This is a genomic window from Streptomyces sp. NPDC001204 (assembly GCF_053598035.1).
This window is the reverse complement of record NZ_JBSFJL010000009.1, coordinates 250,294-266,188: the sequence shown is the minus strand read 5'-3', so window position 1 is coordinate 266,188 and position 15,895 is coordinate 250,294. Positions and strand designations below refer to the sequence as shown.

The window sequence follows — 15,895 nt, the reverse complement described above, 5'->3', positions numbered from 1 at the left end:
GAAGGCGCGAACGGCACGAAAGGCCTCCGGCCGTCCCCCGTACGGCGGGACGGCCGGAGGCCTCGAGTCGGTGGCGAGGAAAGCGAGAAGGCTGGATTCAAGGAGTGGTGAGAAGGAAGCCCCCTCATGGCCTCGCCACGGCCACGTTAACAGTCAGGCGGGGATCAGGTCGCGCAGATTTTCGGGGGTGACGATGCGCGAAGCCGGGTGCAGCCCGTCGGGCCTCTCCAGACCGATGTAGGTGACGGGACCCGCCGGGACCGTCTTCCCGTCCCACACCGTGACGGTCGTCGCGTCGTCGGCCATCAGGCCGGTGAGGTAGCGGACCGTGAGCTGCTCGCGCTCGACGATGCCGCGCACCAGCGTCGCGACCGTCACCCGGTTGCCCTCGACCCGGTTGGACGCCGGAGTCCCCTTCAGATAGAGGTGCAGCCACTTGGCACGCCACCGGCCGTCGGTCCCGCGCAGGAACGCCAGCGGCAGCGCGACCCGGCCGGGACCGCGCAACTCCGACTTCATGCGCACCGTGCGCGGCTCGAACGGGCGCCCCTTCTGCTCGGTCTCGCGCAGCATGAACCCGAAGAACGACTCCTCGACCTCCTCGAAGCCCTCCCCGGAGAAGATGTTGACTTGCGGGACGATGCAGGTGCCCCGCACGGCGCCCAGTCGTAGGTTGATGAACTCCGAGGCCCCGTCGGGCGCGTCAGTGATGTCGCCGGAGTGCTCGCCCCCGGCGTCGCGGAGGTTGGTGTACGACAGCCAGGAGACGGTCGCGTAGTCGGCGTTCAGCAGCAGCGCCGACAGGTCGAAGTCGGTGGTGCGCTCGGTCTGCTTCCAGTACACGAAGAAGCGCAGCAGCTCCCCGTCCACCGGGGACACCGAGCCGCGCGGCAGCACACCGAGCCCGGACGCGGTCGCCTTGCCGCTGAGCGGCAGCGCCACGTCCAGGACGTCCGGGTCGATCAGCAGATGGTCCTCGGCGGGCAGCCGGCGGCGCAGCTCCGCGTCCAGGGCCGCGATCAGCCGCTTGCGCTCGGGCGCGGGCACCGGCGGGCGGGTGTCGTCGGTGACCCAGGCCCGGCCGGCGCGGTTGACGAACACCCGGCACTCGCCGGTCGCCTCCGCACGGTTGTGCAGGTGCTGGCGCACCGACAGCACGACCGGGCCGGAGACGCTGGGGGCGACCTGCTCGGCGGCGGCCACGACGGCGTCGCGCTCGTCCTGAGTGCCGGCGGCGCGCAGCAGCCGGTCCAGGGAGCGGAACAGCTTGCCGGGCGCGGCCTTCAGCAGTTCGACCGCGCCGGTGACGTCGCCCATGGCGAGCAACTCCTCCGTCCGGCCGTCCAAGGAGCGCGCCGCCTTCTCGCCGCGGGCGACGGCGAACACGTCGGCCGCGTGCGGCCACTGCGGGTACTCGTGCGGGTGCAGCCGCTCGCCGAGCCGTTTCCACATCTCGCGGTGCGCGTGCACGTCGGCGAGCTTGGCCGGCGCGTCGGCGACGACCGCGTCGAGGCCGGCGAGCAGCGCCCGGCGCACCGCACGGGGCAGTGCCCTCAGCCGCGTCGGCTCCTGAAGGGTGACGTCACCGCCCGCAAGCGCGCAGGCCAGCCGGAGCACATCGGTGACCGTGTCCAGCAGCAGGCCCACACCGGCGGTCAGCCGGGCCTGGTTGACCACGGCCCGGTTCTCCCGCACCGGGATCTCCGCGGGCTGCGGTCCGTCCGCGCAGTGACCGGCGAGGTCCCGCAGATCCCGCAGGCCGTCCTCGCCCAGAGGCGTGCTGCTGCCCGCCAACGCCAGGTACAGGGCGGCGAGTTCATCGTCCGAGGCGCCGCCCAGGTGCAGGACCGTCATGCGGTCGCCCGCCGCGGCGATCAGCTCGTCGTGGTGGGCGAGCATCTCGGCGTACGGGTGCCGGTAGTTGCCGTACGAGGGGAGGGTGAGCAGGTTCACCACGCCGGCGCTCAGCTGCTCGACCGTGCCCGCACGCGACCTGTCGTCGGCGAGCGCCTCGGCGATGCACCGCATCCAGAAGTCGAAGGTGTCCGGCACGTTGGCCGGGAAGTTGATGAAGTACACGTTGTGCCGGACGTGGTCGCCGACCATCTCACGGACGGTGCCCAGCGTCCGTACGGCGGTGTCGACGACCGTGCCCTCGGACAGCCCGGACAGACGCTCCAGCAGCTCCGCCGAGAGCTTGAAGCCCACGGACATCAACGCGGCGTCGAACTGCAGCGCCGCGACACCGCCGTCCCCGACGGGGCCCGTGGGGAAGGGGATGCGGTGGGTGTGCCGGATGACCAGAGGGTCGAGTCGGTGGACCATTCCGGCATGGTCCCAAGGCCGAGCGAGCGGTCGCATCCGGTTTTCGCGGGGGAGCCAGGCCCCCGGCCGATGCGCTGCCGCGGCCGGCGCCCGGTCCGCCGGCGCCCGCCGCCGGCTTCGCGCCAAGGATCATTTAGGTTAGGCTAACCTAAATTCAACGAAGGGTGCAGGGTGGCGACCGAGATCTACCGCGATGACTGGGGCATCCCGCACCTGCGTGCGGACGGTGCGGTGCAACCGGCCCGTGCCCAGGGCCGCGTCACCGCCCTGGACCGGGCCTGGCAGCTGGAGGTGGAGCGACACCGCGCACAGGGCACCTCGGCGTCCTTCCTCGGCCCGTCGGCCCTGCCCTGGGACCGATTCGCGCGCCGTGCCCGCCTGGACGACACCGCCCGCCGCTGCTTCGCGGCCCTGGAGCGGCGTGACGGGGAGACGGCGGACTGGGTCCGGGCGTACGCCGACGGCGTCAACGCGGGACTGGCGGCCGCCACGGCCCCGGAGTTCGCCCGCGCCGGCCTCACGCCCGGCCGCTGGGAGCCCTGGACGCCCCTGGGCGTCTGGCTCGCCACCCACATCCTCTTCTCGGGCTTCCCCGCCAAGCTGTGGCGCGAGCAGGTGGCGACCCGTCTCGGCGCGGACGCGGTGGGCCTGTTCGCCACCGACGGCCCCGGCACGCTCGGCAGCAACGGCTGGCTCGTCGCCGGCGAGCGGACGGTCACCGGGCAGCCGCTCGTCGCGGGCGACCCGCACCGCTTCATCGAGGACCCGGGCGTCTACCAGCAGGTCCGCCTTGCGTGCCCCGAGTTCGACGTCGTCGGCCTCGCCGTGCCCGGCGTCCCCGGCATCGCCCACTTCGGCCACACCCGCACGGTCGCCTGGGCCATCACCAACGCCATGGCCGACTACCAGGACCTGTACCGGGAGCGGCTGCGGCGTACCGGCGCCGGCGTCGAGGCGCTCGGTCCGGACGGCGTATGGCGGCGGGCTGCCCGGCACACCGAGACGATCGAGGTGGCCGGAGAGGAACCGGTCGAGGTGGAGGTGCTCGAGACGGAGCGGGGCCCCGTCGTCATCGGCGGACCCGAGGGGCTGGACGATGGCACGGACGAGTCCGGCGCGATCCCGGTCGCGATCAGTCTGCGCTACCCGCCCCGTGTCACCGGCGATCTGGGCTTCGAAGCCCTGCTGCCCCTGCTGCGGGCCCGCCGGGTGGCCGATGTGGACGGGGCCCTGGACCGGTGGGCCGAGCCCGTCAACGTCGTGCAGGCCGCCGACACCGAGGGCGGGCTGCTGCACCGCGTGGCCGGCCGGGTGCCGGTGCGGGCCGAGGCCAACCGGATCCGCGTGGTGCCCGCCTGGGAGCTCGGCCACGAGTGGCGGGGATGGCACGAGCCACCACGCGCCGGACTGACCGACGGCGTCGCCGTCATGGCCAATCAGCGCGGCCCGGCCGCCCCCCTGGGCGTCGAGTTCGCCCCGCCGCACCGCGCCGACCGCATCCGGGCCCTGCTCGACGAGCGCCGGCGGTGGTCGGCCGCCGACATGTCCGTGCTCCACACCGACACCCAACTCGCCTCCGCCGCGCCCCTGCTGGAACACCTCGCCACCCTCGACGGCCTCAGCGACGGGGCCGCCGCCCTGCGGGACCGGCTGCTGCGGTGGGACCGCCGCATGGACGCCGACAGCACCGACGCGGCCCTCTTCGCGACCGTGCGCACGGCGGTCGTACGCCGGCTCGCGGCCCACCCCGCCTTCGCCGTGGTGGCCGCCCCGCCCGCGTACCCCGAGGTCTTCCTGCCCTGGCTGGCCCTGACTCCGCGCATCGGCTACGCCCTGGAACACCTCCTGAGCGCCGAGGAGTTGTTCGGGATCGACCGGCCGGCCACCGTCCGCGAGGCGGTGGAGGAGGCGGCCGCCCGGCCACCCGCGGCCACCTGGGGGGACACCCACCGCCTCGCCCCCTGGCGGGCGATGCCCCCGGAGACGCCGTACGACGAACCCGGACTGTCCGGCGACCACGACTGCGTGCTGTGCACCTCCGCCGTCCCCGGCCTCACCGACCTCGCCGCGCGCGGCCCGGCCGCCCGGTACGTGTGGGACCTGGGCCGCCGCGAGAACAGCCGATGGGTGGTCCCCTTCGGCGCGTCCGGGATCCCCGGCTCGCCCCACCACCGCGACCAACTGCCCCTGTGGCTCACGGGAAAGCTCATCCCGGTCGTCACCGACTGGGAGCGCATGAAGAAGGAGAACGAGGAGACCGATGTCTGACGCGCACACCGTGAACACCCCGCACGCCGCCCATGCCCCGCACCGCCCGTACGCCTCCCGGGAGGCCGTGCACGAGGTGCGCGTCGACGGCTTCGGCACCGTTCGCGTCCTGCCGCTGGACGCATGGGCCGACGCCGGGGCGGTCCACCGCTGGGTGAGCGAGGAACGGGCCGCGTTCTGGGGCATGACCGGTCTCACCGAGGAGCAGGTGGCCGAGATCTACGCCCACATGGCCACCCTCGACACCCACCACGCCTTCCTCGTCCTGAAGGACGGCGAACCCGTCGCCCTGCTCCAGACCTACGAGCCGTCCGCCGACCGCGTCGGCGAGTGCTACACCGTCGAACCCGGTGACATCGGCATCCACCTGCTCCTGGCCCCCGCCGCGCCGGGCGCCGCGCGGTCCGGCTGGACCTCCCGGCTGATGGCCGCCCTGCTGTCGTACGTCCTGCCGGGCCTGGACCGCACCCGCGTGGTGGTCGACCCGGACGTGCTCAACGACAAGGCCGTTACCCGCTTCCTCCGCGAGGGCTTCACGGCCGGTCCCGTCGTCACCCTGCCCGAAGTCGACCTGCCGGACGAGTACTTGCCGGAGAAGACGGCCCAACTGGCTTTCTTCTCCGGCTGCAGGTGAGGGGCGTCATAGGCGGCGCGCAGCCCGCTGTCGCCACCCGGAAGCCCGGCAACGGCCGGCGGCGAGGACATCCGGTGGCCCTGACGTCCTGACGCCCGCAGGCTCGGTGGGGCTCAGCGGAGGGAGGTGTGGCGGGCTCGGGCGATCAGCAGGGCGACGTCGTCGTGGGCCTCGGGGTGGCGCAGGGCGTTCAGCAGCAGGTCGCAGGTGTCCTCCAGAGGGGGCTGCGGGCCGGCCAGCAGGTCGAGCAGCGTCTCCAGCCGGGTGTCGAGGGCCTGGTTGCGGACCTCGACCAGGCCGTCGGTGTAGAGCGCCAGCCGGTCGCCGGGGGACAGTGCGACGCAGGTGGACTTGAAGGGGACGCCCCCGACCCCGAGGGGCGCGCCGGTGGGCAGGTTCAACAGGGTGGAGGTCCCGCGGTCCGGGCGGACCAGGACCGGTGGCAGGTGGCCGGCGGAGGAGAGGCGGCAGCGGGACCGGTGTGGGTCGTGCACGGCGTAGATGCAGGTGGCGAAGCGGTGGTTGAGGTCTGCGGTGATGTGGTCCAGATGCTGCAGGACGGCGGCGGGGTCGAGGTCGAGCGTGGCCAGGGTGCGGGTGGCGGTGCGCAGTTGGCCCATGGTGGCGGCGGCGTTGATGCCGCTGCCCATGACGTCGCCGATGACCAGGGCGGTCTTTCCGCCGGGCAGCGGGACGACGTCGTACCAGTCGCCGCCGACTTCGCAGGCGGCTCCGGCGGCCTGGTAGCGGCAGGCGATCTCCAGGCCGGGCCGGTGGGGCGGTCGAAGGGGCAGCAGGCTGCGTTGGAGGGTCTCGGCGGTCTGCCGCTGCTGCTGGTACCACAGGGCGTGGTCGATGCACACGGCGGCGCGGGCGGCCAGTTCCACGGCCAGGAGGACGTCGTCGCCGTCGAAGGGCACGGGGTTGCGGGCACGCGCCAGGTCCAGTACGCCGAGCACCCGGCCGCGCACGGTCATGGGCACCGCCAGGTAGGAGTGCACCCCGGCGCGGGCCAGAACGGTGGCCGCGTCCTGGTCGGCGGCGATGCGGGCCAGGTCCGTGCGGTCCACGTGGGGGACCAGGAGGGGGCGCCCGGAGACCGCGCACTGGGTGACCAGGCGGTCGGGACCGTAACGGGCGATCTGGCCGGCCCGGTCGGCGGCGCCGGTGGCAGGGGTGGGATAGGCCGCGGCCACCGCGAGCGCACGGAGGAGGACGCCGGCGCCCGAGAGCGCCATGTCGGGGCGCTCTCCCTCCAGAACGGCGTCGAGCACATCGACCGCGGCCAGGTCCGCCAGGGACGGCACGCACATCTCGGCCAGCTCTCCGGCCGTGGTGTCCAGATCGAGGGTGGTGCCGATGCGCGCGGATGCATCGGCGATACGGGCCAGGCGCTGCCTCGCGGCGATGGCCTCGGTGGCCGCGAGATGCTGCTCCGTGATGTCCACCAGCGACACGGCCAGGCCCAGCACTCGGCCGGCGGCGTCCTCCATCCGGTAGTACGAGACCGACCACGAGTGGTCGCGGCCGGGGTCGGAAGGGGTGGGGGTCACGATGACCTGGGCCAGCACCGGTGTGCCGGTGGTCAGAACCTGCCGCATGGCGGACTCTATGGGATCCACGTCCAGGAAGGTGAGGACCTGACGGACGGTCCGGCCGACATGGTCCCTGGCGGGCACTCCGTTGATCCGCTCCAGGGCCGGATTGACCACGATGTAGCGCAGATCGGCGTCCAGGACCGCCAGCCCGATCGGGGACTGGGAGATCAGCTGCGCGGAGAGGGCGAGATCCCGCTGCACGCGTTGCAGGACCTCGTGCTCGGTGATCACGCCCAGCAGGCAGTGCCCTCCGCGCTCCCCCTGGAGCCGCACGCTGTGGTACTCCATCAGCCGCGTGCTGCCGTCCTTGTGCCGGGCGGGGAAGACCCCCGCCGCCCCCTCCTGAGCCTTCACCCGGGCGAACAGGCCCGTCACCTGCCCCAGGTGCTTCTGGTCGACCAGCAGCCGGCGCGCGGACCTGCCCAGAGCCTCATCCTCGGTGTAGCCGAACAGCTGCCGTGCCTGCGGGCTCCACCAGGCGATCTTCCCGTCCTCGTCCAGGACCACCGCCGCGAGATTCAGGACCTCCAGGAGCGCGCCCGGCAGTGAGGGAAAGCCCCCGACGGGTCCGAGGCCGGCCCGGACGGATTCGGCCACACTCATGCCACCACTCCTTCCGCCCGCCACGGCGGGGGCTCTCGTGCTGGTCCGGCTCGTCCCGACCCGCCACCCATCATCCCTCCGGACCAGTTGCCCCGCAGCTTCCCCCGGAGCGGTCCGGTGACCGCCGCACGCCCTCCGGACTCCTCGCCATCAGGCCGCTGACCGGGGCGGAACCGGTCGGCACCCCGTCGCGCACATGTGGCCGGCCAACATGGCCGACGCGCACAACGCGCTGCCGCCGGACACGCCACGGTGGGCCCCGCTCAGTCGCCCGGCCGGTCGACGGAGCGGGAGCGCCGGTGGGCCACGACCCGTTCGCGGGTGGCGCACCGCCGGGAGCAGTAGCGGCGTTCGGGGCCGCTGCCCTGGGTGACGAAGACGTTCCGGCAGCTGGGGGAGGCACAGGTCCTGCCGGGCGGGCGCTGACGGTCCCAGAGCAGGACGGTCAGCGCCATGCAGGACGAGGCGAGGAGCCACTCGTCCCAGGGGGCGTCGTCGTCGTGGTCGAGGTGGGGGTGCCAGGGGGTGCCGCCGCCGTGCGAGGTCAGTCGGAGCGGCCTGGTGTGTTCCCGCAGGAGGCGGTTGAGGACGGCGGCGGCGCCGTCGGCGTGCTCGGCGGCGAAGACCTCCCGCAGCAGGCCGGCAGTCACGCGCATGCCGCCGACATCCTCAGCGGTGAGAGCGACGGGCTCCGCCTCACCGTACGCGCGGAGCACGTCGGCGACGTCCGCCGGGTCGGGGGATTCGTCGGTGAGAGCGTTGAGCAGGGCGGCGGTTCGGCGAGCCGTGGTCAGTACGGAGTGCCGAGTCGACCAGTCGTCGGGGGTGTCGAGGGTGGGGAGCACCCCCGCAATGTAACGCCTATTGCTGAGTTTTGAGTTACCTCCGTAACGTCACGGCGGTGAAGAAGCGTTACTCGATGGGTTCCTATCTCGCCGGAGCGGTCGCGGCCCGTGCCGGGGACGAGATGTCGGGACCGGCGCTGATGCTGGCGGGATTCGCCCTGGCCGGATCGACCGCTGACGCGTCGTCGCTGCTCGCGGGCGTCACGGTCTCCGCCGCGGCGGGAGGGCCGGTGCTCGGGGTGCTGCTCGACAGGGCCCGGCGGCCGGGCCGCCTGGTGGCCGCGGCCCTCGTCCTGTATGCGACGGGCCTGGGCCTGATCCTCGTGGGGCTCGACCGGTTGCCGTTCGCCGCCACCGTCCTGATCGCCGTGGTGACGGGGCTGCTGGGACCGGCATTGTCGGGCGGTTGGACCGCCCAGCTGCCTCGGGTGGTGCCCGGCGACCGCCTGCCCCGGGCGAACGCGCTCGACGCCATGACGTTCAGCGCGGCGAGCCTGGCGGGTCCGGCCCTCGCCGGCGTCGTGGCGGAGGCGCTGGGAGCCCCGTCGGCGGTTGTGGTCTCCGCGGCGCTCATCGTCTCGGCACTGCCCGCCGCGTGGCTGCTGCCCGCCCGCCCCGGTCGGACGCGGGACGCTCGCCCCGGTCGGGCCCGGGACGCTCGCCCCGGTCGGGCCCGGGATGCTCGCCCTGGTCGGACACAGGGCGCTCGCCCCGGTCGGACGCGGGATGCTCGCCCCGGTCGGGCCCGGGATGCTCGCCCTGGTCGGACACAGGGCGCTCGCCCCGGTCGGACGTGGGACGCCCGGGCCGCCTCGGTGATCGGCGACCTCGCCGCCGGAACGCGGGTCATCGTCGGAAGACCGCCGTTGGCCCGAGCGACCCTCACCTCGATCGTCACCTGTGTCGCCCAGGGCATGCTGACGGCCTGCCTCCCGCTCCTGGGCGAACGTGCTCTGGGCGGATCCGGCCGTGGCGCGGTGCTGCTCTCCTGCGCGGCGATCTCCGCCCTGGTGGCCAACGCGGTCCTCGCCCGGTTCCCGCGCTCGGTCGCCCCCGACACCGTCGTCTGGGCCGGTGCCCTTGTCCAGGCCGCCGCGTTGGCCCTGTGCGCATCGGGACGACCGGCCGTGCTCGTCGTGGCCGTCCTCATCCTCGGAGCCGGTGAAGGACCCCAACTGGCCGCGTTGTTCGCGGTCCGCCACCGGGAGGCCCCAGAACACCTGCGGGGCCAGATCTTCACCACCGGCGCCAGCCTGAAGATCACCGGATTCGCCCTGGGAGCGGCGGTTGCCGGACCGGCCGCGAACTGGTCGCTCCCAGGTGCCTTGGCGCTCGCGGCGACCGTGGCGGCCCTCGCGGTGCTGGTCTTCCTCGCCGTCCCGTCGGCGAAGGCCGCCTCGTCCGCGGGCCGGGCAGGGCCCCACTCCTGAGCGAACCCGGCCGACGCTCGTCAGCCGGACTCCGCGCCGCCCTCTCTCTCCTCCGGAGCCGTCTTCCTCCGGTTGCACCGCTCCGGCCCCGTGTGCTCCTCCTGACCGGCCGCGGCCGCCTGGAACATGCGCCCGGACTTGTCCTCCTGGGCGAGGCGGCGCATGGCGAGCAGGGCGGGCTCCAGGAGGACGGACACCACCACGGCGCGCTCGGCCCGCTCCAGCGGGCCGGACCTGCAGTTGAGCTGTTCCAGGTCCAACGTCGACATTTTGTCGACGAGTTCGGCGTAGGGCAGCAGCGTCCGCCAGTCGATGCCCGCGCCGAGGTCGGCGAGGGCGTCCAGGATGCCGCCCAACTCCCCGATCGCGGACGTTTCCTCGTTGACGTCCCACCCCATCTCCGCCACCAGCCGGAGCGCGTCGGCGGCGCCGGGAGGTGCGGCCTGCTGCGACTGCTTCTCCTTGGCCTTGAGGTCGGCGGGGCGGGCGTTGATCACGATGCCCAGGATCTGATGCAGGTCGCCCTCGTGCGTGACCGCGGACAGGATCTCCTTCGTCGCGCCGACCGACAGTTGCCGCACGCTGATCAGGGTGCGGATCAGCCGGAGCCGGCGCAGGTGGTCCTCGTCGTAGACGGCCTGGTTGGCAGCCGTCGCGTGCCCCGGGGGCAGCAGCCCGTCCCGCAGGTAGTACTTGATCGTGGGGATGGGCACCCCACTGCGTCGGCTGAGTTCCGAGATCTTCATCGAGCCACTCACTTACAAATAACGGATAACGGATCGCGCTACTATCTATTATGCTTGCCGAAGGTCTTCTTCTGGAAGGTGGGTGCCGTTGTGCCTGCTCTCGGGTGGTTCACTCCTCGTCCTGTTCCCCCGCACTCCCGCGTCATCGTCATGGCGTCCCGCTTCGAGCTGAAGTCGCCGTCGGACGTGCCGCTGTTCCTCGTCAAGTCATTGGTCTCCTGGCGGCAGGTGAAGACCGCGCCCGGCGTGTACGGGGCATCGCTCGTCGCCCAGCCGCTGCGCCGCGTCTTCTGCACGCTCTCCGCCTGGGAAGACCGTAACGCCCTGTACGCCTACGCCAAATCCGACCCGCATGGCGAGGTCATGAGGGCGATGCGGCCGCGCTGCCGGGAGGCGACCTTCGTCTTCCGGGAGGCCGGCTCCGCCGATCTGCCCATCAGCTGGGACGAGGCCGAGCGCCGGCCGGCCGAGAAGGCGCGCCTGGCCGCCGAGGGTCGCGCGGCCTGACCGTACTCAGATCGCCGCGCGCCGAGGTGCGCCGTCGTCGCCCGCGCGCCGGCCCCGTTTTCGTCACCTGTTCCCGTCGTCTGCTCTCGGTGTCCCGCACAATGGAGGATTTGTCATGCGCACGCTCAATACCCCGATGGGGGACTCGCCTGGGCGCCGCCGATATCCACTGGCGTTCGTCGTCCTCGCCTCCGGCCTGCCCATGTTCATGGTGGCGCTCGACAACCTGGTCGTCTCCACGGCGCTGCGCACCATGGCCGTCGACCTCGGCGCGACCACGACCCAACTGCAGTGGTTCGTCAACGCCTACGTCCTCAGCTTCGCCTGTCTGCTGCTGACCGGCGCCGCGCTGGGCGACCGGTTCGGCCGGCGCCGGGTGTTCGTGACCGGTATCGCGCTGTTCACCCTCGCCTCGATGGGCTGCGGCGTCGCCGACAGCAGCGGCCAACTCATCCTCATGCGCGCTCTTCAGGGCCTCGGCGCAGCCGCGGTGATGCCGCTGTCGCTGACGCTGCTGGCCGAGGAGGTGCCGGAGCGCAAGCGCAACCTGGCGCTCGGACTGTGGTCGGCGGTCAGCGGTCTGGCGGTGGCACTCGGGCCCGTGGTCGGCGGCGCGGTCGTCGACGGCCTGGACTGGCAGTGGATCTTCTGGATCAACGTCCCGGTCTGCGTGGTCGCCGTCCCGCTGGCGCTCGTGGTCCTCGGCGAGAGCTCGCTGCCCCGAACCCGGCTGGACCTGCCCGGCATGCTGCTCGCCACCGCCGGACTGGTCGCGATCGTCTGGGGGATCGTCAACGGCGAGCCGGAGGGGTGGAGTTCGGCCGGGATTCTGTCGGCGTTCATCGGCGGCGCGGTGCTCCTGGCCCTGTTCGTGCTGTGGGAGCGGCGCGCCGAACACCCGCTGCTGCCGCTGTCCTTCTACCGCGACCGCGCCTTCGTGTTCTCCAACATCGTCTCCGCGGCCATGTACTTCGGCGTCTTCGGCTCGATCTTCCTGCTCGCCCAGTTCTTCCAGATCGCACCCGTGCGCACCCCGCTGGAGGCCGGTGTGCTGACCCTGGCCTGGACCCTGATGCCGATGTTCGTCGCACCGGTGGCGGGCGCCCTGACCGACAGGGCGGGCGGCGGCCGGCTGATGGCCCTCGGTCTGCTTCTCCAGGGCGTCGGACTGGCCTGGATCGACCTGGTCGCCACCGCCGACACTCCCTACTCGCACGTGGTCGGCGCCATGATCATCGCGGGTACGGGGATGGGCCTGGTCTTCGCGCCGACGGCGGCGGTCGTACTCGGCTCGGTGGACGCGCGCCACCGGGGCAAGGCCTCCGGTGCCAACAACACCGTCCGCGAGATCGGGGGCGCCCTCGGCATCGCCGTACTGAGCAGCGTCTTCGTCCACTACGGCAGCCCCCGCAGCGCCCAGGACTTCGTCGACGGCATGCGCCCGGCGATCTGGATCGGCGTCGCCGTGGTGCTCGTCGGCGCACTGTGCGCCCTGGCCATCCCCCGGACGGTGACGGCGAAGAGGACCCCCGCCGCCGAGGAACGGGAGAGCGAGCGGACTCCGAGCCCGGCCGGCGCGTGAACTCGACCGCTGTTCCGCCGACTTGGCGTGCTCAACGGGCATCCGCAGGCAAGACCCTCTCAAGATCGACGAGCGCCGGTGGGAGCTGTGTGCGCACGGTGGAAGTACCGGCGGGTGACTGTCCTGGTGCGGGGTCGCCGAGCCGCACGCACCGTTACGCATATGGGGAAAGCATCATGACCAAGAGCACCGTGCGGACTTCCGCCCCTCCGAGCGCCCTGGCGGATCCGCTGCTGAACCACGGGGTGGCGTTCACGCAGGCGGAGCGGGACGAGCTGGGCCTGACCGGGCGACTGCCGTCGGGGGTGCTGACACTCGAGCAGCAGGCGCGCCGCGCCTACGACCAGTTGCAGGCCCAGGGCGGCGACTTGGCCAAGAACGTGTTCCTGGAGCAGCTCCACGACCGCAACGAGACCCTGTACTACCGGGTGCTCACGGATCACCTGGTGGATCTGTTGCCCATCGTGTACGACCCCACGGTCGGCGAGGCGATCGAGAAGTACTCCCACGAGTACCGCCGCCCCCGGGGTGTCTTCCTGTCCGTCGACCGCCCGGAGGACATCGAGAAGGCCTTCGCCACGCTTCGGTTCGGGCCCGAGGACGTGGACCTGATCGTGTGCACGGACGCGGAGGAGATCCTGGGCATCGGAGACTGGGGCGTGGGCGGCATCCAGATCTCGGTCGGCAAGCTGGCCGTGTACACGGCGGCCGCCGGCATCGACCCGCGCCGCGTCATCCCCGTGTCGCTGGACGTGGGCACGGACCGGGCGTCCCTGCTGGACGACCCGCTGTACCTGGGCAACCGGCACCACAGGGTGCGCGGCGCCGGCTACGACGCGTTCATCGAGAGGTACCTGCGGACCGCGTCGTCGATGTTCCCCGGCGCGCTGCTGCACTTCGAGGACTTCGGCCCCAGCAACGCCCGGCGGATCCTGGAGGCCTACGGCGGCACCTACCGGATCTTCAACGACGACATGCAGGGCACCGGGGCGATCACCCTGGCCGCGGCGCTGTCGGCCGTCAAGGTCAGCGGTGTGCCGATGCGCGAGCAGAGGCTCGTGGTCTTCGGCGCCGGTACCGCCGGTGTCGGTATCGCCGACCAGCTGCGCGACGCCATGATCCGTGACGGCGCGAGCCGCGAGCAGGCCACCGCACAGGTGTGGCTGATCGACAAACAGGGCCTGCTCACCCGTGACATGGCCGATCTGCGCGACTTCCAGCGGCCGTACGCGCGCGATCCGGCGGAGGTCGCGGGCTGGGCGGGTGACGGCGGCGCGATCTCCCTGCTGGAGACCGTGCGCCGGGTCGAACCGACCATCCTGCTGGGCACCTCCACCGTGCACGGGGCGTTCACCCGCGAGGTCGTCGAGGCCATGGCCGCCGGCACCGAGCGGCCGGTCATCTTCCCGATCTCCAACCCCACGTCGCGCATCGAGGCCGTGCCCGCCGACGTCATCGCCTGGTCCAAGGGCAAGGCCCTGGTCGCCGTCGGCATCCCCGCCGCGCCCGTGGAGCACGGCGGAGTGACCTACCGGATCGCCCAGGCCAACAACGCGCTGCTGTATCCCGGCCTGGGTCTGGGCACGATCGTCTCCCGCGCGTCGCACGTGACCGCCGGCATGCTGCTCGCGGCCGCGCAGGCGGTGGCCGACCAGGTCGACGTCTCCGCGCCGGGAGCCTCGCTGCTCCCGCCGGTGGAGAACCTGCGCGAGTCGTCGGCGCTCACCGCGGCGGCCGTGGTCCGAGCGGCCGTCGGCGAGGGCGTCGCCGCCCACGAACCCGCCGACCCCGACCGGGCGGTCCGCCAAGCCATGTGGCAGCCCGTCTACGCGGGCGGAGCGGATTCATGACACCGCCCGGCGCCGGCGTGACCCCCGACGGCGACGCCCGGGACGACCGCGCCCCGAAGATCCGCGACATACCCGTCGGACTGCACGCGACCGGCACCCGGCGGGAGACCGACTCGATGGGCGCCGTCGACGTCCCGGCCGACCGGTACTGGGGCGCGCAGACGCAGCGCTCGCTGATCCACTTCTCCATCGGGGACGACCGGATGCCCAAGGCCGTCTACCACGCCTACGGCTACGTCAAGAAGGCCGCCGCGACCGTCAACGGGCGGGCCGGACGGCTGCCGGCCTGGAAGGCCCGCCTGATCGAGAAGGTGGCGGACGAGGTCATCGCCGGCGAACTCGACGACCACTTCCCGCTGTACGTGTGGCAGACCGGGTCCGGGACGCAGTCCAACATGAACACCAACGAGGTGATCGGCAACCGTGCCATCCAACTCGTCGGCGGCGAACTGGGCAGCAAGACACCCGTCCACCCCAACGACCACGTCAACATGGGGCAGTCCTCCAACGACACCTTCCCCACCGCCATGCACATCGCCGCGGTCAAGGCCGTCCGCGAACGCCTGCTGCCCAGCGTGCGGGAGCTCCGGCTAGCGATCGAGGCCAAGGCCGAGCAGTGGCACGACGTGGTCAAGACCGGCCGCACCCATCTGGAGGACGCCGTGCCGCTCACCGCCGGACAGGAGTGGTCCGGCTACGCCCACCAGCTCGAGCAGGCGGCCGGCCGGGTCACCGGATCCGCGGAGGGACTGTACGAGCTGGCCATGGGCGGCACCGCGGTCGGGACCGGGCTCAACGCCCCGCCCGGATTCGGCGAGCGGGTCGCCGCCGAGATCGCCTCCGCGACCGGCCTCCCGTTCACCACGGCCGAGAACAAGTTCGCGGCCCAGGGCGGTCTGGACGCCATGGTCGGCGCCTCGGCCGGGCTGAGGGCGCTGGCCGTGCCGTTGATGAAGATCGCCAACGATATCCGCTGGCTGGCCTCCGGACCCCGCTGCGGCCTGGCGGAACTGAGCCTCCCGGCGAACGAGCCGGGCTCCTCGATCATGCCGGGGAAGGTCAATCCGACCCAGTGCGAGGCGATGGTCATGGTCTGCATCCAGGTGCTGGCCGAGGACACCGCCGTCGCCTTCGCCGGCTCACAGGGCAACTTCGAGCTCAACGCCATGCGCCCGATCGTCATCAACAACTTCCTGCACGCGGCCACCATCCTCGCCGACGCCTGCACCAAGCTGCGCCAGTACTGCGTCGAGGGCGCTCGGCTCAACCGCGACCAGATCGACAGGTACGTCGACCGGTCACTGATGCTCGTCACCGCGCTCTCACCGGTCATCGGCTACGACAAGGCCTCGGCCATCGCCCACAGAGCCGACGACGAGGGCACCACCCTGCGCGAGGCCGCACTGGCCTCCGGCTACGTCACCGCCGAGGAATTCGACCGCGTCGTCGACCCGGCCGCCATGGTCGGCGCGGCCGGGCGGCACGGGTGAACACGCCGTCACGCTTC

The 15,895-nt window shown here is 72.4% G+C and carries 11 protein-coding genes; 7 read left to right on the top strand and 4 right to left on the bottom strand.

What is annotated here, in order from left to right; translation table 11 throughout:
- Positions 1 to 153: 153 nt before the first annotated feature.
- Positions 154 to 2,325 carry a TerD family protein gene (locus tag ACWC91_RS15935; protein WP_450641076.1) on the bottom strand — a complete coding sequence of 724 codons (2,172 nt, stop codon included), beginning with the start codon at positions 2,323 to 2,325 and terminating at the stop codon, positions 154 to 156.
- Positions 2,326 to 2,496: 171 nt separating this feature from the next.
- Here ACWC91_RS15935 and ACWC91_RS15930 point away from each other — a divergent pair, with 171 nt between their 5' ends.
- A complete protein-coding gene (locus tag ACWC91_RS15930; protein WP_450641077.1) occupies positions 2,497 to 4,593 on the top strand; it encodes a penicillin acylase family protein in 2,097 nt (698 codons plus the stop codon).
- Entirely contained in the window at positions 4,586 to 5,227 is a 642-nt protein-coding gene (locus ACWC91_RS15925; RefSeq protein ID WP_450641078.1) for a GNAT family N-acetyltransferase, read from the top strand. Before ACWC91_RS15930 ends, ACWC91_RS15925 begins: the two co-directional genes overlap by 8 nt.
- A gap of 113 nt (positions 5,228 to 5,340) precedes the next feature.
- Here ACWC91_RS15925 and ACWC91_RS15920 read toward each other — a convergent pair whose 3' ends face one another.
- Together ACWC91_RS15920 and ACWC91_RS15915 are read right to left on the bottom strand one after the other, a co-directional pair.
- Positions 5,341 to 7,428 (bottom strand): SpoIIE family protein phosphatase, encoded by a 2,088-nt coding sequence (locus ACWC91_RS15920; protein WP_450641079.1) that lies wholly within the window; start codon positions 7,426 to 7,428, stop codon positions 5,341 to 5,343.
- 263 nt (positions 7,429 to 7,691) lie between these two features.
- A complete protein-coding gene (locus tag ACWC91_RS15915) occupies positions 7,692 to 8,273 on the bottom strand; it encodes a CGNR zinc finger domain-containing protein (protein ID WP_450641080.1) in 582 nt (193 codons plus the stop codon).
- A gap of 56 nt (positions 8,274 to 8,329) precedes the next feature.
- On the opposite strand from ACWC91_RS15915, the gene ACWC91_RS15910 reads away from it, so the two are divergent.
- Positions 8,330 to 9,703, top strand: coding sequence for an MFS transporter (locus ACWC91_RS15910; protein WP_450641081.1), 1,374 nt, complete (start codon positions 8,330 to 8,332; stop codon positions 9,701 to 9,703).
- Positions 9,704 to 9,723: 20 nt separating this feature from the next.
- On the opposite strand, the gene ACWC91_RS15905 is transcribed toward ACWC91_RS15910, so the two are convergent.
- Positions 9,724 to 10,449 carry a MerR family transcriptional regulator gene (locus tag ACWC91_RS15905; RefSeq protein WP_450641082.1) on the bottom strand — a complete coding sequence of 242 codons (726 nt, stop codon included), beginning with the start codon at positions 10,447 to 10,449 and terminating at the stop codon, positions 9,724 to 9,726.
- A 90-nt stretch (positions 10,450 to 10,539) separates the two neighbouring features.
- Here ACWC91_RS15905 and ACWC91_RS15900 point away from each other — a divergent pair, with 90 nt between their 5' ends.
- From ACWC91_RS15900 to fumC, 4 genes are all read left to right on the top strand, one after another.
- A complete protein-coding gene (locus ACWC91_RS15900) occupies positions 10,540 to 10,956 on the top strand; it encodes a DUF3291 domain-containing protein (RefSeq protein ID WP_450641084.1) in 417 nt (138 codons plus the stop codon).
- A 115-nt stretch (positions 10,957 to 11,071) separates the two neighbouring features.
- A complete protein-coding gene (locus ACWC91_RS15895; protein ID WP_450641085.1) occupies positions 11,072 to 12,538 on the top strand; it encodes an MFS transporter in 1,467 nt (488 codons plus the stop codon).
- A gap of 176 nt (positions 12,539 to 12,714) precedes the next feature.
- Complete coding sequence (locus tag ACWC91_RS15890; RefSeq protein ID WP_450641087.1) at positions 12,715 to 14,388, top strand: NAD-dependent malic enzyme; 1,674 nt, start codon at positions 12,715 to 12,717, stop codon at positions 14,386 to 14,388.
- Positions 14,385 to 15,878, top strand: a complete 1,494-nt coding sequence (gene fumC, locus ACWC91_RS15885; protein WP_225077593.1) for a class II fumarate hydratase — start codon at positions 14,385 to 14,387, stop codon at positions 15,876 to 15,878. The genes ACWC91_RS15890 and fumC overlap by 4 nt, the downstream gene beginning before the upstream one ends.
- The last annotated feature ends 17 nt before the right edge of the window (positions 15,879 to 15,895 follow it).

Excerpts from the sequence above, each read along its gene's own strand:
- fumC (WP_225077593.1), top strand. The coding sequence starts at position 14,385 with ATGACACCGCCCGGCGCCGGCGTGACCCCCGACGGCGACGCCCGGGAC.
- ACWC91_RS15925 (WP_450641078.1), top strand. The coding sequence starts at position 4,586 with ATGTCTGACGCGCACACCGTGAACACCCCGCACGCCGCCCATGCCCCG.
- ACWC91_RS15935 (WP_450641076.1), bottom strand. The coding sequence starts at position 2,325 with ATGGTCCACCGACTCGACCCTCTGGTCATCCGGCACACCCACCGCATC.
- ACWC91_RS15920 (WP_450641079.1), bottom strand. The coding sequence starts at position 7,428 with ATGAGTGTGGCCGAATCCGTCCGGGCCGGCCTCGGACCCGTCGGGGGC.
- ACWC91_RS15895 (WP_450641085.1), top strand. The coding sequence starts at position 11,072 with ATGCGCACGCTCAATACCCCGATGGGGGACTCGCCTGGGCGCCGCCGA.
- ACWC91_RS15890 (WP_450641087.1), top strand. The coding sequence starts at position 12,715 with ATGACCAAGAGCACCGTGCGGACTTCCGCCCCTCCGAGCGCCCTGGCG.
- ACWC91_RS15905 (WP_450641082.1), bottom strand. The coding sequence starts at position 10,449 with ATGAAGATCTCGGAACTCAGCCGACGCAGTGGGGTGCCCATCCCCACG.